Raw genomic sequence first — 20677 nt, 5'->3', positions numbered from 1 at the left:
CAGAAAGTCCAACCTTGGGGGTTTTACTATGGTTAAGTTTGATTTAGATTTTAGAATTAAGGTCGTCACTGAATATTTGAGTGGAGTTGGATCAACCTCATTGGCCAGAAAACATGGTATCAGCAAGGAAGAAACTATCCTTCTTTGGGTTAGTCGCTTCCGGAAATACGGTATAGCTGGATTGAAGCTGAAGGATCAGAAGCCAGAATATTCTAGTCAGTTCAAGGTTGATGTATTAAACTGGAGAAAACAACATCAGGCCTCGCTTCCGGTAACGGCTCTGCACTTCAATCTATCTTCGCCAAGCACCATCTGGCAATGGGAGAAGCGCTTTGAGGAGCAAGGAATCGCTGGCCTTGAACGGAAGCGAGGAAAGCCTAAAATCATGGCTAAACATAAGCAAACGAAGCCTTCAAAGAGTCGCAATAACTCCAGTACCGCCGATGAATTGAAGCAATTAAAACAAGAAAACTTGATGTTAAAGATTGAGAATGAATACCTAAAAAAACTCGATGCCTTAGCTCAGAAGAAGTCAGCAGACAAGAAATCTCGCAAGTAGTGACCGAGTTAAGGCAGGTCTTTCAAGTGCCCATCAAGCTCCTACTCAAGGTCGTCAAAGTACCAAGAAGTACGTATTATTACGCACGCTCACATCGTCAGCGTGAAAAGCTGGATGATTCTCCAATCATTCAGGCAATCGATGAGATCCGGCAGGAAGATTCTAAGTACACCAAGAAGTATGGTTACCGGCGACTAACTAAAGCTTTACAGGAGCATGGATTCACGGTGAATCATAAACGAGTCTTGCGTCTAATGCATGAGCATGATTGGCTTTGTTTAGCGTACAATCGGCAAAAACGTAAATATAATTCATACAAAGGATCCGTTGGTAAAATTGCGCCTAATCGGTTGAACCGACGATTCAAAACGGACCGACCCTATCAAAAACTCGTTACAGATGTCAGTGAATTTCGATACGGTGGTATGAGCCAAAGTGAACGGGTCTATTTAGAACCAGTGATTGACCTCTTCTCAGGCGAAGTCTTAGCCTTCAACATCAGTGACCATCCAACAGTAGAATTTGCCCTAAAGCCGCTTAGAGAAGCATTGGAAGGACTGCCAAAGTTAGGTTATCGAACAACAGTCCACACGGATCAGGGATTCCAGTATCAACATAAATTCTGGCGAGAAACACTCAAAGAACATCGCGTATTTCAAAGCATGTCACGCAAAGCAACTTGTCTAGATAATGCGGCAGTTGAATCATTCTTCCACATCATGAAGGTCGAAGTTATGGATGAGCATTTTGAGAACAAGGAAGACTTGACTCAAGCTATGACTGACTGGATTAACTTTTACAATAAACGTCGGATCAAAACAAAACTGGATGGCAAGTCCCCGGAAAAATACCGGGAACTCGCCATCCAGAAGGCAGCGTAAATTCTGTGTCCAACTTTAAGGGTTCACTTCAAAACTGAAGTGAACCGCAGGACTGTTTTTCAGGCCGGAGGCGTTCCCCACAGCAGGTGGCTGGGTGAGACGAATAACGCCTTACTAGTTTTGGTTTGATAACGGTTTTCGAACTTTGATTAAATGAATAAAAATGCCGCAAGCGGTTGGCAATTTCCCAATCGTTTGCGGCATTTTATTTAGCGCTTATTTACTTGGATCTTGCGGATCAGCTGGCTCACCGATATTGTAATCATCGTCATTCATGGCTTCAACGTTACCTAAGAGATAACCGTTCCCAACTTGTGAGAAGAAGTCGTGGTTGGCCGTTGATGTGGAAATACCGTTCATGACCACGGGATCGACGTCTTCAGCAGTGTCGGGGAACAAGGGATCTTGGCCCAGGTTCATCAAGGCTTTGTTTGCGTTATAGCGGATGAACGTTAGAACCTTGTCCGACCAGCCAATTTGGTCGTACAGGGTGTGGGTGTATTGTTCCTCATTAGCGTAGAGCTTGTAAAGAAAGTCGTACATCCAGTCCTTCATCTGTTGTTGTTCGTTGTCCGTCAGTTCCTTCATGCCAAGCTGGAACTTGTAACCAATGTAGGTCCCATGGACGGATTCATCGCGCAAAATCAATTTAATGATTTCAGCGACGTTGTTGAGCTTGTTGTGTCCCAGGTAGTAGAGGGGCGTAAAGAAACCGGAATAGAACAGGAAGGTTTCCAAGAACACACTTGAGATTTTTTTCTTCAATGGATGTTCATCATCGTGATAGAGATCATAGATGCGCTTGGTCTTATTTTGGAGAAATTCTTCAGAATCACTCCATTGGAAGATTTCGTCAATTTCATCCGGCGTGTTCAGCGTGGAAAAAATGGTGGAATAACTCTTAGCGTGAACGGATTCCATGAATTGGATGTTGTTCAGCACGGCCGTTTCGTGTGGCGTTCGGACGTCCCGTCGCAGGGCGGCCATCCCATCTTGAGACTGAAGCGTGTCTAGCAGGGTCAAGCCCCCAAAGACGTGACCTACGACCCACTTATGGTCAGTATCTAGCGTACGCCAGTCATCTAAATCGTTGGAAACGGGAATCCGGGTATCCAGCCAAAATTGCTCCGTGAGTTTTTCCCAGGTGGCTTTGTCGATTTCATCGGAAACTTGGTTCCAGTTGATTGCATTATAATTTTCAGTTCTTGCCATGATGCCACTCCTTTTTGCGGTCTGTTTTACAGGTAGGGGAAGTTGTTAAATCACACAACTCTCACACTGGTTGGCGCCGACTTCGTTGTTATCATCGGTAAATGTCCGTACGTAGTAGATGGATTTGATACCCTTGCGATAGGCATAGTTGCGCAAAATGCTGAGATCCCGCGTCGTCATCTTATCAGTGCGGCCGTTTTTCCACTCGTACAGGCCGGCTGGAATCGTTGAACGCATGAACAATGTCAGACTCATTCCTTGGTCCACGTGCTTTTGGGCAGCGGCGTAAACGTCGATGACCCGGCGCATGTCGGTGTCGTAAGCAGACTTGTAGTAAGGCATGGTGTCATTGTCCAGGTAAGGTGCTGGGTAGTAGATCTTACCGATCGTCTTTTCCTGGCGTTCTTCGATCCGGTTGATGATGGGGTGCAGACTGGCAGTCGTATCGTTGATATAGGAGATCGATCCGTTAGGTGCAACGGCCATTCGATTCTGATGATAGAGACCGTCGCGCATGACGGCAACCTTGAGGTCAGCCCAGTCTTCAGGCGAGGGTAACCAAACGTCAGCGAAGAGGTCTTGGACCTTATCGTTGGTTGGTCGCCAATCTTTTTCCGTGTAACGGTCAAAGTAGGACCCGGAAGCGTAAGCACTCTTGTCAAAGTTGTGGAATGTTTCGTGTTTTTCCTTAGCAATCTGGTTAGAGGCTTTTAACGTCCAGTAGTTTAGGAGCATGAAGTAGGTGCTGGTAAAGGCCACACTATCCTTAGAACCGTACATCATGTGGTTCTTGGCAAAGTAGCTATGCAGGCCCATTGCTCCTAGCCCAATCGTGTGGGCGAGGTGGTTACCCTTTTGGATGGATGGCACGACGTCGATATCCGAATGATCCGTCACAAACGTCAGCGCCCGCACCATAGTTTCCACGGAGTGACCGAAATTCGGTGACGTCATCAGGTTGACAATGTTGGTCGACCCCAGGTTGCAAGAGATGTCGGTACCAAGCTTGACGTATTCCTGCTGGTTGTTGACGGTGGAAGGTGTCTGAACTTGCATAATTTCGGAACACAGGTTGCTCATGACGATACGCCCATCAATGGGGTTTTCACGGTTAGCCGTGTCAATGTTGACGATGTAAGGGTAACCGGATTCCTGTTGGAGCTTTCCAATATCGGTTTCCAAATCCCGGGCTTTCATCTTTTTCTTGTGAATGTCAGGATTGGCAACCATGTTGTCGTACTCAGTTGAGATGTCCACGTAGGAGAAAGGCTTGCCATAGATTCGTTCTACGTCATAAGGACTGAAGAGGTACATGTCCGCGTCCTGTTCACAAAGTTCATAAAATTTGTCGGGCACAGTGACACCCAGTGACAGTGTTTTGAGCCGAATCTTTTCGTCGGCATTTTCTTTCTTGGCACTCAAAAAGGCTACAATATCTGGGTGGAAGACGCTCAGGTAAACCACCCCAGCACCTTGCCGTTGTCCCAATTGATTGGAGTAAGAAAAGCTGTCTTCAAGCAGCTTCATGACTGGCACGACCCCGGAGGCAGCCCCCTCAATGTGTTTGATTGGGTCACCGGCGCCCCGTAAGTTGGAGAGACTGATGCCGACCCCACCACCGATACGGGAAAGTTGTAGGGCGGAATTGATGGTCCGGCCAATGGTATTCATATCGTCAGTCGATTGGATCAAGAAACAGGAGACTAATTCACCTCGACGTGAACGGCCCGCGTTCAAAAAGCTGGGGGTAGCGGGTTGGTACCGCTGATGAATGATTTCGTCGGCCAGGTCGTGCGCCAATTGTTCGTCACCATCGGCGAAGTCTAAGGCGTTCATGGCAACCCGATCGATAAAGTTCTCTAAGTAAAAGTCGTTGTCGTCGGTCTTCAGTGCGTACTGGGCATAGAACTTGTACGCCGCCATAAAGGATTTAAAGTGAAAGTTTTGACCACGCAGAAAGGCGTACAGGTCTTCAATAAAACTGAAGTCATACTGATCAATGACGTGCTTTTCGACGTAATTGTTGCTAATTAAGTAGTCGAAGCGGTCGCTCAATGATGCAAACTTTTTAGTATTGGGTTCGACGTTTTCTTCAATGAAGGCCTGGAGTGCTTCCTGATCCTTGTTTAACGGAATCTGGCCGTTGACGGGGATGTTGATCTCGTTGTTTAAATCATAATACGTGACGTTCTTTAAGTCCTTTAGGCTCATGCTAATCAACTCTTCTTTCTCTCAATAAGGTGCGAAAAATCAAACAAAAAAGCGCCACCGTGAACAGACACGACGTCGCCAAGACGGGTTAGTGCCGAACTTAAATTAGCCCGCGATTTGGGTTAATTGATCAGGTCGGAAGCCATAAAAGGCTGGGTGACCGGGTGCTTCAATTACGGGAACCGCCTGGAAACCTTTTTCTTTTAGATAAGTCACATATTCTGGATTCTGGTTAATATTGCGTTCTTCGAATTCCACGTTGTGTTCGCTGAGAAAACGCTTTGTCATCTTGCACTGCATGCAATTGTTCTTTGAGTAAATCGTTACTTTCATTGTTGCCACATCCTCTAAATTTCATTATCAATGTGTTCAGTGTACACCAGATATGGAAAAATACAATCAAAAAAGACACCATATTTGGTAGTTGGAACATACAATAACTACTAAATGTGGTGTCTGAGCTGCTAAATTTATTTTGTTTGGCCTCGACCCGTTTTCTACGGTAAAATAGGTCTAAAAGGTGGCGGAAATATTGACTAATCATTATTATACACAAAATCCAGACGTTTTACACGAAGAACATCATTGGCCGTTTACCCTCTTAGGCAACGAATTGTTGTTTACCACCGACAACGGTGTCTTCTCAAAAAATCGTGTGGACTACGGCTCACGGGCGTTATTAGCGGCCTTCAATGCCGACCAGACGCCGGCTGGCCCCTGGCTTGACTTGGGGACAGGATACGGTCCTATCGGTCTAGCATTGGCTAAGAAGTGGCCTGAACGACAGGTGACAATGGTCGATGTGAATGAGTTGGCATTAGCACTGGCTCGTCAAAATGCGGTGGCTAACCAAATCGAAAATGTTGAAATCAAGACGTCAGATATCTATGCGGACGTCACGGAGCGTTACGCAGCTATCCTTACTAACCCACCGGTCCGGGCTGGGAAAAAGGTGGTTACAGCGATGCTGACGGGAGCCAAGGAGCACCTGCTGCCAGGGGGGACGTTGACCGTTGTTCTTCAAAAGAAGCAGGGGGCACCATCAGCTGAGAAGACGATGAAGGAGACGTTTGGTAATTGTGCCATCATCAAGAAAGATAAAGGCTATTACATCTTAGAAAGCACAATGAATTAACTGGCGGCAATGAAAGGAGATGGTCCGCGTGCGACAAGTCAGTTACAGCCCAACGGAACGTCACTACATGGAGGAAGCGTTGTTTGAAGCTGACCAGGCTGGCCTGATTGGTGAAGTTCCTATCGGTGCGGTCATTGTTCACGGTGATCAAATTGTGGGACGCGGCCATAATCTTAGGGAACATGGGAACGATGCGACCTTGCACGCGGAAGTCCGCGCGATTGAGGAGGCCTGTGCCACGTTGCACAGTTGGCGATTGGAGGATTGCCAATTATACGTGACGATTGAACCGTGTCTCATGTGTAGTGGGGCCATCATTAATTCACGAATTCCAGTGGTCTACTATGGCGCTAGAGACCCTAAGGCGGGGGCGGTCGACAGCCTTTACGAAACGCTGACAGACAGCCGGCTGAATCACCGGGTGACGGTGTACGAAGGCTTGATGGCTAAGAGTGCTGGCGAGCGCATGGTAAATTTCTTCCAGGCAGCGCGTAGGCGACAAAAGGCGGCTAAAAAGGCTCGGAAGGCGGCGCAGCGGTCCCAGCAAGTTGAAAAGTAAGGTGGACTGCGGCGGCCGAAACGTGGTTGGTGCGGCAACCCCGTAAAAATACGAATCCAAGTTCGGGATTCTCATTTTTACGATGTTAATGCTCATCAGCTAAGCGTCTCACCGACCACTCTTTAATAACATCCTAGACACTCCCCCCAAATCATGATACACTAGTATTTGCCGTTAAGGCCTTGGAGCAAGGGTGGGCTTACGAATCGTGTCAGGTCCGGAAGGAAGCAGCACTAAGTTCGTTTCGCTTTGTGCTTCAAGTTTATGAGCTAATTCCAACTCCTAGTCCGTGGACTGGGAGTTTTTTTGTGTCTAATTTTGGGTACTCAGCTATTTACCAGTGAAACTACTTATATGGAAGAAAAAATATTTTATTGTGGTAGCGGATACGGTTTGAGCTCCAGCAGTGGTTGGCCCGGAAGTGCGGGAGATTCCCAAAATACTTGCGGTCAATCCGTGGCGAGGACCCACGAAAAAGGCTATAATTGTTAACAGTGAATTTTGAAAAATGTGCCTCTTAAATAAATGATTTTAACCTCACGGAAGGGAACGGATTGCATGGCTTATCAAGCACTTTATCGGGTCTGGCGGCCCCAAAGATTTGACGACATGATTGGGCAAGAAGTGATTACCCGAACGCTTAAGAACGCGATTACCACAAATCAGATCAGTCACGCCTACCTCTTTGCCGGTCCTCGTGGGACTGGGAAGACTTCAGCGGCTAAAATTTTTGCCAAAGCCATCAACTGTCACCACCAAACTGATGGTGAACCTTGTAACGAATGTGAGACGTGTCGGGCAATTACCGAAGGGACTCTAAACGACGTCATTGAGATCGATGCGGCGTCTAACAATGGGGTTGAAGAAATTCGTGACATTCGGGATAAAGTGAAATATGCGCCAACGGTGGCGGACTACAAGGTATACATTATCGATGAAGTCCACATGTTGTCGACTGGTGCGTTCAATGCCTTACTGAAGACTTTGGAAGAGCCACCGGCTAACGTCATCTTTATTTTGGCGACGACGGAGCCACACAAGATTCCGGCGACGATTATTTCTCGAACACAACGGTTTGATTTCAAGCGAATTGCGGCGAGCGATAGTTACGACCGAATGATCTACATCCTGAAACAAAAGGATGTGACTTACGACGACCAGGCAGTTAAGGTTATTGCAAAAGCGGCTGAAGGTGGTATGCGGGATGCCTTGAGTATCCTGGATCAAGCTTTGTCCTTTGGTGACAACGAGATCACACTGGATAATGCCCTCCTCGTCACGGGAAGTGTCACCCATGAGCTCTTGGCTACCTACGTCCAACAGGTGCTTGCCGGGGATACAAAAGCAGGGTTAGCAACCTTACAGTCTGTGCTGGAAGCGGGCAAAGATGCTGAGCGCTTTACGGAAGACGTGATTGGCTACGCCCGTGACTTACTGCTGTACCAGCAGGCACCACAATTGGTCGAAGAAGCAGAGATGGGTAGCGTTAGCGATGACTTTAAAGCGTTAGCGGAAAAGACGCCGGCCCAGACCATGTACGCCATGATCAATGAGCTGAACGCGATTCAACAACAGATGCGGTTTACGACCCATCCAGATGTTTATTTAGAAATTTTGACGATTAAGCTGGCTGAAATTGGTCGGCAACCGGGGACGCCGGTTGCAACATCGACCGTTGTGATGCCCAATGCGGCCGCGCCTGACACACCGACGCCCGCAACCACCGAGGCGCGAGAAACGCCAGCAGTGGCAGAGCTACAACATGAAATTGATCAGTTGCGTTCTGCGGTCAAGCATCTCGAGCAAGCACCAGTACCGACTAAGGTGGCCGCTCCGGCTAACCCCCGGGTCAACAAGTCTGCACCGGCTAAGGAAGTTAACTTAGCCAAAATTTATCCCGTCTTAGGGAGTGCTACGCGAGAAAAGCTGAACCAGTTACAGGAGGCTTGGCCAGACTTATTGAATAGTTTGTCGGTCACCCAGCGGGCTGTTATGAAGGTTTCTCAGCCTGTTGCGGCTGCGGACTCAGGGGTCATTGTAGCCTTTGACTACTCGTTCTTGTACCAGCGGGCAACAACTGACAATGAGCTGACGGATGCCTTGGAAAACGGGTTGGACCGCATGATTGGTGCCGCGTTACCGGTCGTCTTTGTGCCGAAGGATGAGTGGCCAGTTATTCGAAAGAATTACTTGACGGCACATAAGGCTGAGCTGCAAAATAACGCAGAGGGTGAGCCGGAAGAACCGGCGACACCCGCAGCTAATCCAGTTGTCACCAAGGCAGAAGAATTATTTGGTAAAGAAATTGTTGATGTAAAAAAAGATTAAAACCTGGAAGGATGATTAAGATGCGGAACATGGGAAATATGGGTAGCATGATGAAACAAATGCGCCAAATGCAAAAGAAAATGGAAGAGGACCAGGCTAATTTGAACGCCCAAAGTTTTACTGGGACATCACCAGATGACCTGGTTCAAGCAACTTTTACTGGCGAACGGAAGATGACAGATTTGACAATCAAGCCAGAAGCCATTGATCCGGATGACCCTGACATGTTGGCTGATTTAGTGTTAGCAGCTGTTAATGATGCATTAGGCAAGGTTGACGAGACGACAAAGCAAACTATGGGGAAGTACACACAAGGTATGAACATCCCTGGTATGTAATTAAGAAAGGACGTTGTGAGGCATGCAGTACCCAGAACCAATTGCACAACTGATCGACAGTTACATGAAGTTGCCGGGAATTGGCCAAAAGTCCGCCACACGACTTGCCTTTTTCACGATTGATATGCAGGAAGACGACGTGACTGCCTTTTCAAAGGCACTGGTTGCAGCCAAAAAGGATCTCCATTTTTGTTCGATCTGTGGCAATATTACTGAGAGTGATCCGTGTGTAATTTGTGCTGACAAGACGCGAGATCAGTCCCACGTCTTGGTGGTTGAACAAGCAAAGGATATCATGGTCATGGAAAAGATGAAGGAATATCACGGCTTGTATCACGTCCTTCATGGTGTAATGTCGCCAATTGAGGGCAAAGGACCTGAGGACTTGAACATTTCTAGTCTGATCAACCGATTACAACAGAATCCGACGATTAAAGAAGTGATTATTGCCACCAACGCAACACCTGAGGGTGAAGCAACGGCGATGTACCTGTCACGTTTGATTAAACCAGCCGGGATTAAAGTTACACGGTTGGCTCACGGATTATCCGTGGGGAGTGACATCGAGTATGCTGATGAAATGACGTTGTTCAAGGCCGTAGAAGGCCGAACGGAAATGTAGGAGGTCTCCCGATGTTCGGTAGAAAGAAACGCCAACTTCCCCGGCTCAAGGCGGCTTACGATGATCAGCTTTTGGCAACCATCGATGCCGCGAAGGACCGCTGGGATCATGCAAAGCAAACAGAAGAAGCCATCGCCGATGCGGACAATCAAATGACTGCCAACACGGCGTTAGCTCGGCAAACGTACCTGTTCTTGTACCGGGAAGCCCGGCGGCGTAAAGTCCGTGGGAAGCACATTTCAGCTGCTATTTTCCGCGATTAACAGGGTAAACAGATGAAGATTAACCAAACGGAGGTCGAGACAAGTAGTCTCGGCCTCTTGGCATCTAAGGATGAAGTTAAGTAAAACTTATTGTGGTGGGGATTTGAATAGCTCTTTGAGGTCGTCCTTAGGGTGATAAAGCAGCTACTTGGCTGAAGTTTTAATAATTTGGTGCTGAGAAGACAAAATTCACTTAAATTAGATAGTATGGGACGTATAATTTAGTCGTTGGTGTGGGTTAGCTAAAATAACGCCTAATTTAATAACTAAACCCATGATAAGCAATGGATGCAAATAGACATCAATTCTGAATTCAAGTACAATATAACTATCAATCAAAAATGGGGTCGAGTATTTTGTCAGGAACGTTTATTAGCTTTGAAGGACCAGATGGTGCGGGAAAAACGAGTGCACTGAAGGCAATAACGGCGCAGATTACACCGCTATTGGGCGACCGGTTGACGATTACCCGGGAACCAGGGGGCAATCCCATTTCCGAGAGCATTCGCGCGGTGATTTTGGATCGAAAAAATACGGCCATGGACTATCGAACCGAAGCTCTGCTCTATGCAGCGGCACGGCGACAACATTTAGCTGAAACGATTCTACCAGCTTTGGCGGCCAATCAACTGGTGCTTTGCGACCGGTACGTTGATAGTTCCGTTGCCTATCAAGGCGCGGGCCGGCAAATTGGTGAGCAAGCAGTCGAAGAGATGAACAGATTCGCGACCGATGGCTTACTGCCTGAACTGACAATTTATTTTGACGTTCCTGCTGAGGTGGGGTTACAGCGTATTCAGGCGCACCGACAACCTGACAAAGTTGATCGACTCGACGTTGAACAAGCGGCCTTTCATGACCGGGTGCGGGCGGCCTACCTGCGTTTGCAAGTAGCCCATCCAGACCGAATCAAGCTGATTGATGCGACGCAATCCCCGGACCAAGTGGTTCAGGAATCGTTAGCACTGATTAAGCAAATAGCCCGCAGGTATTTTTAACCGGCATTGAGGGAGGAAATTCACAATGAAATTACTAATCGCTATCGTCCAAGATAAGGACGCTAATCGGCTGAGCAATGAGTTTATTGATCATGATATCCGGGCAACTCGGCTGTCCACCACTGGTGGCTTCTTAAAGTCTGGCAACACAACCTTTATGATTGGGCTAGAGGACGAACGGGTGGATGAAGTGCTGGACATGATCAAAGCAGCCAGTCACACGCGGCAGCAGTTCATGACGCCACCGGTTAACTTGGATGCGCAATTAGACAGTACGTCGGCGTACCCGGTTGAAGTTCAGGTTGGTGGTGCGACGGTATTTGTCATGCCAGTTGACCAATTTCACCGTTTTTAGGGGGCCGAGATGACTGAAGAATCCGTAGTGGCTGCGGCCCAACGGCTTCAACCACAATTGGTAAGCCACTTTATGCGCCTAATTCAGCAACAACACCTATCCCACGCTTATCTTTTCAACGGGGCTGACGGAACGGGTCGGCAGGTGGTGGCGCGAACAATTGCCATGCGTTTGTTTTGTCAAAATGTTACGGCTGAAGGGCTGCCTTGTGGGCAATGTTCCGAGTGTCGGCGGATTTTAGCTGGTGACCATCCCGACGTGGTTACGGTGATTCCTGATGGTCAACGGATCAAAGTGGACCAGGTTCGGTACCTCAAGGCCGAGTTCACCAAGAGTGCGGTTGAGGGTAATCAGAAGATTTTTATTGTGGATCAGGTCGACCGGATGACCACGAGTGCAGCCAATAGTTTGCTGAAGTTTATTGAGGAACCCGTGGGCAACACGGTGGCCTTGTTGCTGACAGCTAACAAAAATTTGATTTTACCTACGATTCTATCGCGAACGCAGGTGGTTGATTTCTTGCGGGTGGCACCACAGGCACTGGCCAGTGCCTTAGCCGATGCTGGAATTGCGCCCAGCCAGCGCTACCTATTAGCCACGTTGACGGAAAGTGTGCAGGCAGCGCAGGAGCTAACGACCGACGATTGGCTGAAGGACGCCCAGACCAAAGTTGGCCAGTGGTTTACAGCTTGCTGTCAGGGCGATGAGCGCGCATTTGTTCGCGTGCAATCTGAACTGTTACCCTTGGCGTTGAATCGTGATCGCCAGGGAGTTCTCCTAGATATGCTTGTGCAGGTTTGGCACGATGCATTGCGGCAACAGGCTGGTGAAGCGGGCGACCAATTAGCATTTCCACAAGTGGCCCAGGTCAGCCAACAGGTCGCACGGCAGTTGACCATTGATCAGTTAGTCACGATTGTGACACTGACTTTGGCCACCCGCAGTCAATTAGCGGGGAACATGAATTTTCAAACAATTTTAGAAGCCTTAACTTTACAAATCCTAGCGCAGGTAACGCGTTAAAATCAGGTTAGCACTGGAGGGTGGCAGTTTGGATAAACAGGAAGTATACGATCAATTTAAGAGTCTTGAAGCGCAGTTGGACCAAATGTCGGCCCAGTTCTCTGACTTACAAGCAGAGATGACTAAGGTTTTTGAGCAGAATGCGGAATTAGAAATTGAAAATCAACATCTGCGGGATCTGGTCAGAGAACTCCAGCGCACCTTGCCGGAAGACCCCGAGACACCCCAGGGATTATCGAAGTCCCGACAGATTCTGGAAAAATTGTATGAGGAAGGGTTTCACGTGTGTCGAGAATTTTACGGGACACGGCGTAAGCAAGACGAGGAATGTGCCTTTTGCTTAGAAGTTATTTATCGTGATCAGTAGGAGGCAATAATGGAACGACGACGAAGTTTTCAGCGTGACGAGGAAGGGCACCTATACCTGGTTCCCACGCCAATCGGTAATTTGGATGACATGACGTTTCGGGCGGTTAAGACGTTACAAAATGCGGATCTGATTGCGGCAGAGGACACGCGTAATACGCAGAAGCTCCTCAATCACTTTGAGATTGAGACAAAGCAAATCAGTTTTCACGAACACAACACGCAGGAACGAATTCCTCAGCTTATTACAAAGCTGCAAGCGGGGATGGACATTGCTCAGGTCAGTGATGCGGGGATGCCTTCCATCTCTGATCCGGGCCACGAATTGGTGAATGCCTGCATTGAAGAACACATTCCGGTGGTACCTTTGCCGGGTGCTAACGCTGGTTTAACGGCGCTCATTGCCTCAGGTTTAGCCCCACAACCATTTTACTTCTACGGTTTTTTAGACCGGAAGCCCAAGGATCAACGGGCGGAAATTGACAGTTTAGCTCAACGGCCAGAAACGTTGATTTTTTACGAGGCACCACATCGGTTAAAAAAGACGCTACAGAATTTAGCTGCTGGTTTTGGTGATGATCGGCCGGCCGTTTTGTGTCGGGAGTTAACTAAGCGCTACGAAGAATTTTTACGTGGCTCCTTAGCAGAATTGGCCGATTGGGCCACCAATGATACGGTACGGGGCGAATTTGTTGTCTTAGTTGGCGGTAATCCAGCGCCTACTACGACTGCCACTACGGCCGTCGACCTGAGTGAACCCGTTGAAGTACAGGTTGACCGGCTAATTGCGGCTGGTGATAAGCCTAACGCTGCCATCAAAGAAGTAGCAAACCTTAGAGGGGTTAAGAAGCAAGAAATTTATCGACAATATCACCATTTAGACAAGGAGTGACCTAGGTGGCCGCAAATGAGTTTTCAGAAACACACCGTGTCGTTTATTACGAGGTAGATGATACGGCCCACTTGACCCTCGCCATGTTGATCAACTTATTTGTGTTGGTCTCCGAGGACCAGAATACTGCCTTGAACCTGACTACCGATTTTATTAAGAGTCAGGGTGTGGGCTGGGTGGTTACCCAGTACCATATCCAAATCAACCGCCTGCCACAGACTGGGGATGTGGTGACTGTCAAGACCCGTGCCACCTCATACAACCGGTATTTTGCTTACCGAGAGTACTGGCTATTCGATGCCACTGGTCAACAACTGGCCTATGGAGAAGGTATCTGGGTAACGATGAGTTATGAGACCCGGAAGATTGCGACAATCCCTGACGCAGTCATGGCACCATATGCCAGTGAGCAACAGACCCGCTTGCCACGGTTGCCACGACCGGATCGGGCTGACGCAACGTTGACGGGAGTCTTTAAACCTTACGCGGTGCGGTATTTTGATATTGATAATAATGGTCACGTGAACAATGCGCATTACTTTGAGTGGATGCTGGATGCGTTGCCAGCTGATTTTCTTCGGCAACAGCAACCAACGGACGTCAAGATTCGGTTTGAAAATGAAGTCCAGTATGGGCATCAAGTGATCAGTGAGGTTCGTCGTTCGACACCTACAACCACCCAACATACCGTTAAGCTGGGAACGACCACGGCGGTGGAAGCCACGGTTACTTGGAAAAAAGCCTAAAGCTGAAAAATCAGGCAGGTAAGGTGTAGCCACGACGGCTTTGTGGTAGTATAGTAAACTGATAAAGACAGTCAACGGAAAAATCAGCCGGACGTTGAGCGGTGACACCGCTTTTAGCGTTTCCGGAATTTTAAAAGTTATGGCGAAACACAGTGAAGGGGAACGTAAGCAATTATGAAGATTTTAGCAATTGATACATCAAATCGACCGCTGAGTGTTGCCGTCTTAGATGACAGCACGGTGTTAGCTGCCATCACGGTAACCGTTCACCAAAAACATGCAGAGTACTTGTTACCCGAAATTGAACGTTTGATGAGTATGGCTGGGTTAGAGCCAACAGACCTGGACCGTATCGTTGTGGCAGCTGGTCCGGGCTCTTATACCGGAATTCGGATTGCCGTGACAACGGCTAAGACACTGGCTACAACGTTGAATATCGAACTGGTAGCCGTATCAAGCTTGGCTACATTGGCTGCTAATGTGCCAGTTGAAGGGGCCTTGGTGGCCCCACTATTTGATGCTCGTAATCAGAATGTATTCGCTGGTTTATATCGGATTAAAGACGGTCAACCAACGGCAGTCATTGCAGATGGCCATACGAGTATTACAACTTTTTTGGAAGCCGTTAAGGAATATGCAGAACCTGTCTGGTTCTTGGGAGATGCTGATCACTTCACTGATCTGATTAACACCACTGTGTCAGCTGCCACACCACGAATTAGTTCTTGGTTGAACTTGCCACAAGTGGCGACAATTGGCTTATTAGGACAGCAAATGACGCCTGTGAAGGACGTCGACCGCTTCGTGCCCAACTATCTTCGTTTGACGCAGGCTGAAGCCGAATGGCGCGCTAAGAATCCGAAAGAGGACGTCGAATCATATGTTGAAAAAATTTAAAGTCTGGTATAAAAATATATTTGGAAGTCGAAATGAGCTTGCCCGTGAGGAAGCTATGGACGTGAAGAACCACCGGGTAGAGATTCGTGATGTCACTTACTTCGTGGCCAAGGCATTGTTTACCGACATTCCAGAAATGATTGAGATTGAAAAGGCGGTCTACGCGGGTAAGGCACCGTGGGATTCAACGGCGTTTGCCAATGAATTACGGCGCGAGAAAGACCGGTTGTACTTAGTGGTACGGAAGGATGACCGGCTGTTGGCTTTCATTGGCAGCACGTTTGATGATCGGACTCGTGATGCTCACATTACCAACATTGCCGTCTTACCAGAATTTCAAAGTCGGGGCTTGGGCCGTTTCCTATTAGGTGTCATGATCAAGAAGGCGCGTCAGATGGGCTATAAGTCCGTGAGTTTAGAGGTTCGAGTTTCAAATCAAAATGCTCAAAAGCTGTACCGTGAGTTGAACTTTGAACAATCTGGCATTAAGCGGGGGTATTACTTCGGTGATCATGAAGACGCTGCTGATATGACGTTGTATTTAAATGATGAATCTGATTCAGACTAAGGCGAGTTGGCGCTTGGCCGCTCGTTTTTTTTGTGAGAATGTTTGGGAGTTTAAAAAAGGGAGTGAGTCCAACGGATAAGCGAAATTTAATTTTAGCATTTGAGTCGAGTTGTGACGAAACGAGTGTGGCGGTGATTGAAGACGGACGTAAAATCTTGTCCAACATTGTGGCAACTCAGATTAAGAGCCACCAACGGTTTGGCGGCGTTGTGCCCGAGGTTGCCAGTCGGCATCACATTGAAGAAGTAACGTTATGCATCGCTGATGCTTTGAACGAAGCCCAGGTCGGCTATGATGATTTGGACGCCGTGGCTGTGACTTATGGTCCTGGTTTGGTTGGGGCTTTGTTGATTGGTGTGACGGCGGCTAAGACGGTGGCTTTTGCCCACAATTTACCCTTGATCCCGGTTAATCATATGGCGGGACACATCTATGCGGCCCGTTACGTGGAACCAATTGAATTTCCAGCTATGGCGCTGTTAGTTTCAGGAGGGCATACCGAGCTGGTTTACATGCCAGCTGAAAATGAATTTGAAATCATCGGTGAAACGCGGGATGACGCTGCCGGTGAAGCTTATGACAAAGTCGGCCGGGTCATGGGGGTTAACTACCCAGCTGGTAAGACGGTTGATGAGTGGGCCCACCAAGGCCACGATACGTTCAAGTTTCCCCGGGCAATGGAAAAGGACGACAACTTCGACTTTAGTTTTAGTGGGTTGAAGAGTGCTTTCATCAACACCACGCACCATGCTGATCAGATTGGCGAAACCCTGAATAAGCAGGATTTGTCCGCTAGTTTCCAACAGGCGGTCGTTGATGTTTTAGCTGAGAAGACCCAGCGGGCACTGGCTGATTATCCCGTTAAGCAATTGATCTTGGCTGGTGGTGTGGCTGCCAATCAGGGGCTGCGTGAACGTTTGGAACGTGATTTATCCAGCAATCCTACGACTCATCTAGTTAAAGCTCCCCTCAAGTTGTGTGGCGATAATGCTGCCATGATTGGGGCGTTTGCCTACGTGGCGTTTAAGCACGGCGTCTTTACTGACGCAACGTTGAATGCTGATCCTAGTTTGGAATTCGACTGGGTGGCTGATCCCGTTAAATAGTTTAAAGATTGAAAGTCTTTGTGTTGCGGTTAAGCCAGATATAACGCTAATATTACCCGGTAAGCCAGGCAATTCAGTGTGTCTTTCCACCTTACCGGCCACCAGCTCGCACAGATTTCCTTTGCCAACTAAAAATTGTGAATTTACTATCAAGTAGCTCGTAAAGAATGGTATTCGCAAGACCTTCTGCTGTTTATTAGGATAAATTGCAATCAGAGACGGCGGAATCGCTAGCCTGCGGGGTGCGATTACATGAACTTGACGGTATCAGTGCTCGCTAATACTGGATTAGGGCAGATGATTTATCTTTCAACGCCTAGTTAAAAGAATACAATGGTATCAGAAAAGGACGGTCACATTTAATGCGACCGTCCTTTTTGCTGTGCGTTATTGTTAGGATTAGTTGTGCTTACCGATAATGAAGGCATACCCACTATCCATATTTGAGCCACTATAGGTAGTCCGATACGTACTATCAACGATGTTAAGGCCAATTTGGTAGTTTTTTGAGAGGTGTTTTAACTTGTTGGTCGTGTACCCGTAGGAAGCTAAAATTGCTTTTACTTTCTTGATGCGTGTCTTTACGGGTGTATTTTTACTGGCATTCAGGTAAGCAATTATTTTTGGGAATTTAACGACGGTATACTTGGTCAAATCAGGTTTGACAGAATATGGTGACGGAGCAATGTCGGGGAAGTAACTCGCATTAGTTACTGCAGCAATGTTTGTCATGTTAAGCGTTACTTTGTTATTCGGAAACAGCTTGATGATTTCACGAGTTATTTTTTGAGATGGCGATTTTTTGAGATAACTAAGGTAGTCACCATTGTTTACAAAGAAGTCTAAGAGCACATAATTTGATCTAAGCTCCTCCTTGCCGAATCCTAATTCTAAGTTACCATGCCAAACGTATCCCGAGACTAGGTCATTATGCTTTTTGTTGTGCCCAGTGACGTAAGTGTACTTAGCGGTGGTCTTGCCGTGCTTTAGTATTTCGCTACCACGGCCATACCAAGAGTTGTTGGGGTAGTCTTTCAAATAAAACTTTACCTTGGTATGTTTAGCATTCCAGACTGCAATCGACTTCTTTGGATATTTAGCACGATTAATGGTTGTTTTTTGCCAAAATGATTGTTTTTGAATCGAATATTTAGTCTTAGCTGATCCAGATTGTGATAGACCAAATATTGCGATAATGGCAATGAGTCCAGCTATTAGCAACTTTTTCATGGTATTGTCCCCCTAATTTTTAGTTCCCCGGAATCGATGTTCAATGAATTATATCATGTTTAAGAAGGCGGTTTCTAAAATTGTCAGCTATTATTAGATAAAAAATGGGGAGGAAACAAGAAGGGGTTAACCACTCGCCGGCTCCGGTAGAATTGGAAATTAAAAAAGGACCCGAGATGGTTGTCTCAGGCCCTAATGCTATCTGGTTTAAACTAAATCGCGTTAATTCTCAAATTCCTCTAACGCCAGGCTTTTTTCAGTCCAGTCAGTCTCGGTATTGTCGAGTTCTGTCGTAATTCGGGTCAAATCAGCTTGAAGATCACCGAGTTTGCCGGCGTCGTTAAAGTTTTCCGGTGCACTCATTTCGGTTTCAACTGCGGTCTTTTGCTTTTCTAAATCGCCGAGTCTTTCTTCAAGCGCGTCTACTTGCCGGCTTAATTTCCGTTTGGCTTTTTGCTGTTCCTTCTGTTGTTGATAGTCGACCTGCGTTTGCTTGGGAGCTGTGACCGTTGGGTGAGCAGCCTCTGCTTCAGCTGCTTCTTTGGCAGCATAGGCATCTTGCTCAGCCTTCTTAGATACGTAGTAATCGTAGTCACCCAAGTAACGCGTAGTGCCCGTCGGTGCTAGCTCAACGACTTGCGTGGCTACTTGGTTGATGAAGTACCGGTCGTGGGAAACGAAAAGAATGGTGCCGTCAAACTCGTTCAGGGCGGTTTCTAACACTTCACGACTATCGATGTCTAAATGGTTCGTTGGTTCGTCCAACATTAAGAAGTTGTCGTGGCGCAGGGCCAGTTTCGTTAAAAGGAGCCGGGCCCGTTCCCCACCACTAAGGCTGTGGACAGATTTGTCGACGTCACTTCCAGTAAAGAGAAAGCTGCCTAGAATCGAACGAATATCGCCCTCCGGTGTAGTGGGATGATCGTCCCAAAGCTCATGCAAAACGGTTTTCTTATCGTGGAGTGTCGCTTGATCTTGGTCGTAGTAGCCGGCATCCACACCGGTACCAAAGATGATTTGGCCCTGAATAGCCGGGATTCGACCGAGAATCGTTTTCAAGAGAGTTGATTTTCCAATCCCGTTGGGACCAACAATGGCAACAGCCTGATGTTTCTTAATATCTAGGTTAACGGGCTGACAGAGAATCTGATCATCGTATCCAACTGCACCATTAACGACGTCCAGGACCACGTTACCACTCTGTCGGTGGGGCTTAAAGGTGAACCGGGCAACTTTTTCGTCACCCTCAGGCTTATCCATCTTGTCCATTTTTTCCAACTGTTTCCGGCGAGCCTGGGCTCGTTTGGTTGTGGAAGCGCGAACGATATTTTTATTCACAAAGTCCTCAAGTTTGCCGATTTCAGCTTGTTGCTTGTCGTATTCCTTCCATTCCTGGCGGAGCCGTTCGGCCTTTGATGAAATGTAATGGGAGTAGTTACCAGGGTAGTGAACCAAGCCCCCGTGTGCCATATCGTAGACGTCGTTGACTACGTGGTCCAGGAAGTACCGGTCATGAGAAACAACCAGGATAGCGCCCGGATACCCCTGCAGGTAGCCTTCCAACCAGGTTAAGGTTTCAACGTCCAAGTGGTTGGTGGGTTCATCGAGGATTAAGAGGTCGGGGCGTTCCAATAGGAGTTTCGCCAGGGCAAGCTGAGTTCGCTGACCACCGGATAGTTCATTGATGGGTTTGTCATAGTATTCCTCACCAAATTCAAATCCATGCAATACGCCGCGAATTTCGGCCTGATAGCCGTAACCATTTTGGTCGCTGAAGTCTTGTTGTAATTGATCATAAGTGGCACTGACCTGTTGAAAGCGTTCTTCGTCCGCAATGACGGTGGGGTCACTCATATCGACTTCTAATTCGTGAATCCGATTTTCCATGGCACGGAGTTTTGCGAAGACGCTCAGCATTTCGTTCCAAACGGTTTTGGTGGAGGCCAGGCCAGCATTTTGTGCTTGATAGCCCATTGTCAGGCCACGCTTGGTGGTGATCTGGCCAACGTCAGGCCGGGTTTCTCCGGCAATCATCTTGAGCAGAGTCGACTTACCCGCGCCGTTACGGCCAACGAGAGCGACTCGACCGTGTTCAGGGACATCCATACTGACATTCTCAAATAAAACGGTGGCACCAAACCGACGCGTCACTTGTTGCACTTGTAATAGAATCACGTTGAACCAACCTCCTTATGTTCGAAAATTCAATTTTAATTTTTTTGGAAGGGATGCCAGCGGGGAATTACCACTGCTGGTAAATTTAATGACGGCTGAAGACTTGAGTCCCTTAATTAGTTATGGCAAGTTTATTAAAGTTAGTGAAGAATTTAGATGTGACAAGTTGAGACTTGATCAAGCGCTTTTTGGTGAGTAATTGCGAACCGTAAT

General features: G+C 47.6%; 22 protein-coding genes and 1 other RNA gene. 18 read left to right on the top strand and 5 right to left on the bottom strand.

Annotation, left to right across the window (positions count from 1 at the left end; genetic code table 11):
• Window positions 1-28: 28 nt before the first annotated feature.
• Both AB3Y94_RS05085 and AB3Y94_RS05080 read left to right on the top strand, forming a co-directional pair.
• Window positions 29-559, top strand: coding sequence for a helix-turn-helix domain-containing protein (locus tag AB3Y94_RS05085; RefSeq protein ID WP_260338565.1), 531 nt, complete (start codon window positions 29-31; stop codon window positions 557-559).
• Window positions 559-1440: an IS3 family transposase gene (locus AB3Y94_RS05080; RefSeq protein ID WP_289670704.1), complete on the top strand. Its 882-nt coding sequence runs from the start codon at window positions 559-561 to the stop codon at window positions 1438-1440. Before AB3Y94_RS05085 ends, AB3Y94_RS05080 begins: the two co-directional genes overlap by 1 nt.
• A gap of 216 nt (window positions 1441-1656) precedes the next feature.
• Here the strand turns inward: AB3Y94_RS05080 and nrdF are convergent, their stop codons facing one another.
• From nrdF to nrdH, 3 genes are all read right to left on the bottom strand, one after another.
• The gene (gene nrdF / locus AB3Y94_RS05075; RefSeq protein ID WP_125683400.1) at window positions 1657-2652 is read right to left on the bottom strand and encodes a class 1b ribonucleoside-diphosphate reductase subunit beta; all 996 of its coding nucleotides are present in this window, start codon (window positions 2650-2652) and stop codon (window positions 1657-1659) included.
• A 45-nt stretch (window positions 2653-2697) separates the two neighbouring features.
• Entirely contained in the window at window positions 2698-4863 is a 2166-nt protein-coding gene (nrdE, locus tag AB3Y94_RS05070) for a class 1b ribonucleoside-diphosphate reductase subunit alpha (protein ID WP_367295293.1), read from the bottom strand.
• 105 nt (window positions 4864-4968) lie between these two features.
• Entirely contained in the window at window positions 4969-5196 is a 228-nt protein-coding gene (gene nrdH / locus AB3Y94_RS05065; protein WP_125583309.1) for a glutaredoxin-like protein NrdH, read from the bottom strand.
• A 199-nt stretch (window positions 5197-5395) separates the two neighbouring features.
• On the opposite strand from nrdH, the gene AB3Y94_RS05060 reads away from it, so the two are divergent.
• The 16 genes from AB3Y94_RS05060 to tsaD all read left to right on the top strand — a co-directional run bounded on the left by AB3Y94_RS05060 (window position 5396) and on the right by tsaD (window position 17059).
• Window positions 5396-5998 (top strand): class I SAM-dependent methyltransferase, encoded by a 603-nt coding sequence (locus AB3Y94_RS05060; RefSeq protein WP_367295292.1) that lies wholly within the window; start codon window positions 5396-5398, stop codon window positions 5996-5998.
• Window positions 5999-6065: 67 nt separating this feature from the next.
• Window positions 6066-6557, top strand: coding sequence for a nucleoside deaminase (locus AB3Y94_RS05055; RefSeq protein ID WP_367296483.1), 492 nt, complete (start codon window positions 6066-6068; stop codon window positions 6555-6557).
• Between the two features lie 179 nt (window positions 6558-6736).
• Window positions 6737-6823: signal recognition particle sRNA small type (gene ffs / locus AB3Y94_RS05050), an RNA gene on the top strand.
• A 292-nt stretch (window positions 6824-7115) separates the two neighbouring features.
• Complete coding sequence (gene dnaX, locus AB3Y94_RS05045) at window positions 7116-8885, top strand: DNA polymerase III subunit gamma/tau (protein ID WP_367295291.1); 1770 nt, start codon at window positions 7116-7118, stop codon at window positions 8883-8885.
• A 20-nt stretch (window positions 8886-8905) separates the two neighbouring features.
• Entirely contained in the window at window positions 8906-9223 is a 318-nt protein-coding gene (locus tag AB3Y94_RS05040; RefSeq protein WP_367295290.1) for a YbaB/EbfC family nucleoid-associated protein, read from the top strand.
• 22 nt (window positions 9224-9245) lie between these two features.
• Window positions 9246-9845 carry a recombination mediator RecR gene (recR, locus tag AB3Y94_RS05035; protein ID WP_367295289.1) on the top strand — a complete coding sequence of 200 codons (600 nt, stop codon included), beginning with the start codon at window positions 9246-9248 and terminating at the stop codon, window positions 9843-9845.
• An 11-nt stretch (window positions 9846-9856) separates the two neighbouring features.
• A complete protein-coding gene (locus tag AB3Y94_RS05030; RefSeq protein ID WP_125683414.1) occupies window positions 9857-10108 on the top strand; it encodes a YaaL family protein in 252 nt (83 codons plus the stop codon).
• Between the two features lie 356 nt (window positions 10109-10464).
• The gene (gene tmk / locus AB3Y94_RS05025) at window positions 10465-11106 is read left to right on the top strand and encodes a dTMP kinase (RefSeq protein ID WP_367295288.1); all 642 of its coding nucleotides are present in this window, start codon (window positions 10465-10467) and stop codon (window positions 11104-11106) included.
• 25 nt (window positions 11107-11131) lie between these two features.
• Window positions 11132-11461, top strand: coding sequence for a cyclic-di-AMP receptor (locus AB3Y94_RS05020; protein WP_125683418.1), 330 nt, complete (start codon window positions 11132-11134; stop codon window positions 11459-11461).
• A 9-nt stretch (window positions 11462-11470) separates the two neighbouring features.
• Window positions 11471-12484, top strand: a complete 1014-nt coding sequence (holB, locus tag AB3Y94_RS05015; protein ID WP_367295287.1) for a DNA polymerase III subunit delta' — start codon at window positions 11471-11473, stop codon at window positions 12482-12484.
• A gap of 28 nt (window positions 12485-12512) precedes the next feature.
• Window positions 12513-12851 carry a DNA replication initiation control protein YabA gene (locus AB3Y94_RS05010; protein WP_125683422.1) on the top strand — a complete coding sequence of 113 codons (339 nt, stop codon included), beginning with the start codon at window positions 12513-12515 and terminating at the stop codon, window positions 12849-12851.
• 9 nt (window positions 12852-12860) lie between these two features.
• Window positions 12861-13742, top strand: a complete 882-nt coding sequence (rsmI, locus tag AB3Y94_RS05005; protein WP_367295286.1) for a 16S rRNA (cytidine(1402)-2'-O)-methyltransferase — start codon at window positions 12861-12863, stop codon at window positions 13740-13742.
• A 5-nt stretch (window positions 13743-13747) separates the two neighbouring features.
• Window positions 13748-14488 (top strand): acyl-[acyl-carrier-protein] thioesterase, encoded by a 741-nt coding sequence (locus AB3Y94_RS05000; protein ID WP_367295285.1) that lies wholly within the window; start codon window positions 13748-13750, stop codon window positions 14486-14488.
• A 174-nt stretch (window positions 14489-14662) separates the two neighbouring features.
• Window positions 14663-15385 carry a tRNA (adenosine(37)-N6)-threonylcarbamoyltransferase complex dimerization subunit type 1 TsaB gene (tsaB, locus tag AB3Y94_RS04995; RefSeq protein ID WP_367295284.1) on the top strand — a complete coding sequence of 241 codons (723 nt, stop codon included), beginning with the start codon at window positions 14663-14665 and terminating at the stop codon, window positions 15383-15385.
• Window positions 15369-15953 carry a ribosomal protein S18-alanine N-acetyltransferase gene (gene rimI, locus AB3Y94_RS04990; RefSeq protein WP_367295283.1) on the top strand — a complete coding sequence of 195 codons (585 nt, stop codon included), beginning with the start codon at window positions 15369-15371 and terminating at the stop codon, window positions 15951-15953. The genes tsaB and rimI overlap by 17 nt, the downstream gene beginning before the upstream one ends.
• A gap of 62 nt (window positions 15954-16015) precedes the next feature.
• A complete protein-coding gene (gene tsaD, locus AB3Y94_RS04985; RefSeq protein ID WP_367295282.1) occupies window positions 16016-17059 on the top strand; it encodes a tRNA (adenosine(37)-N6)-threonylcarbamoyltransferase complex transferase subunit TsaD in 1044 nt (347 codons plus the stop codon).
• A gap of 399 nt (window positions 17060-17458) precedes the next feature.
• On the opposite strand, the gene AB3Y94_RS04980 is transcribed toward tsaD, so the two are convergent.
• Window positions 17459-18289 (bottom strand): hypothetical protein, encoded by an 831-nt coding sequence (locus AB3Y94_RS04980; protein WP_367295281.1) that lies wholly within the window; start codon window positions 18287-18289, stop codon window positions 17459-17461.
• A gap of 222 nt (window positions 18290-18511) precedes the next feature.
• Window positions 18512-20464 carry an ABC-F family ATP-binding cassette domain-containing protein gene (locus tag AB3Y94_RS04975; RefSeq protein ID WP_367295280.1) on the bottom strand — a complete coding sequence of 651 codons (1953 nt, stop codon included), beginning with the start codon at window positions 20462-20464 and terminating at the stop codon, window positions 18512-18514.
• Window positions 20465-20677 lie beyond the last annotated feature (213 nt).

The organism is Levilactobacillus yonginensis (assembly GCF_964065165.1).
Taxonomy (GTDB): domain Bacteria; phylum Bacillota; class Bacilli; order Lactobacillales; family Lactobacillaceae; genus Levilactobacillus; species Levilactobacillus yonginensis_A.
Note: the sequence above shows the minus strand (reverse complement) of the source record. Positions and strands in the feature narration are given on the sequence as shown.

Excerpts from the sequence above, each read along its gene's own strand:
- AB3Y94_RS05085 (WP_260338565.1), top strand. The coding sequence starts at position 29 with ATGGTTAAGTTTGATTTAGATTTTAGAATTAAGGTCGTCACTGAATAT.
- nrdF (WP_125683400.1), bottom strand. The coding sequence starts at position 2,652 with ATGGCAAGAACTGAAAATTATAATGCAATCAACTGGAACCAAGTTTCC.
- nrdE (WP_367295293.1), bottom strand. The coding sequence starts at position 4,863 with ATGAGCCTAAAGGACTTAAAGAACGTCACGTATTATGATTTAAACAAC.
- nrdH (WP_125583309.1), bottom strand. The coding sequence starts at position 5,196 with ATGAAAGTAACGATTTACTCAAAGAACAATTGCATGCAGTGCAAGATG.
- AB3Y94_RS05055 (WP_367296483.1), top strand. The coding sequence starts at position 6,066 with ATGGAGGAAGCGTTGTTTGAAGCTGACCAGGCTGGCCTGATTGGTGAA.
- dnaX (WP_367295291.1), top strand. The coding sequence starts at position 7,116 with ATGGCTTATCAAGCACTTTATCGGGTCTGGCGGCCCCAAAGATTTGAC.
- AB3Y94_RS05040 (WP_367295290.1), top strand. The coding sequence starts at position 8,906 with ATGCGGAACATGGGAAATATGGGTAGCATGATGAAACAAATGCGCCAA.
- recR (WP_367295289.1), top strand. The coding sequence starts at position 9,246 with ATGCAGTACCCAGAACCAATTGCACAACTGATCGACAGTTACATGAAG.
- AB3Y94_RS05030 (WP_125683414.1), top strand. The coding sequence starts at position 9,857 with ATGTTCGGTAGAAAGAAACGCCAACTTCCCCGGCTCAAGGCGGCTTAC.
- AB3Y94_RS05020 (WP_125683418.1), top strand. The coding sequence starts at position 11,132 with ATGAAATTACTAATCGCTATCGTCCAAGATAAGGACGCTAATCGGCTG.
- holB (WP_367295287.1), top strand. The coding sequence starts at position 11,471 with ATGACTGAAGAATCCGTAGTGGCTGCGGCCCAACGGCTTCAACCACAA.
- rsmI (WP_367295286.1), top strand. The coding sequence starts at position 12,861 with ATGGAACGACGACGAAGTTTTCAGCGTGACGAGGAAGGGCACCTATAC.
- tsaB (WP_367295284.1), top strand. The coding sequence starts at position 14,663 with ATGAAGATTTTAGCAATTGATACATCAAATCGACCGCTGAGTGTTGCC.
- rimI (WP_367295283.1), top strand. The coding sequence starts at position 15,369 with ATGTTGAAAAAATTTAAAGTCTGGTATAAAAATATATTTGGAAGTCGA.
- AB3Y94_RS04980 (WP_367295281.1), bottom strand. The coding sequence starts at position 18,289 with ATGAAAAAGTTGCTAATAGCTGGACTCATTGCCATTATCGCAATATTT.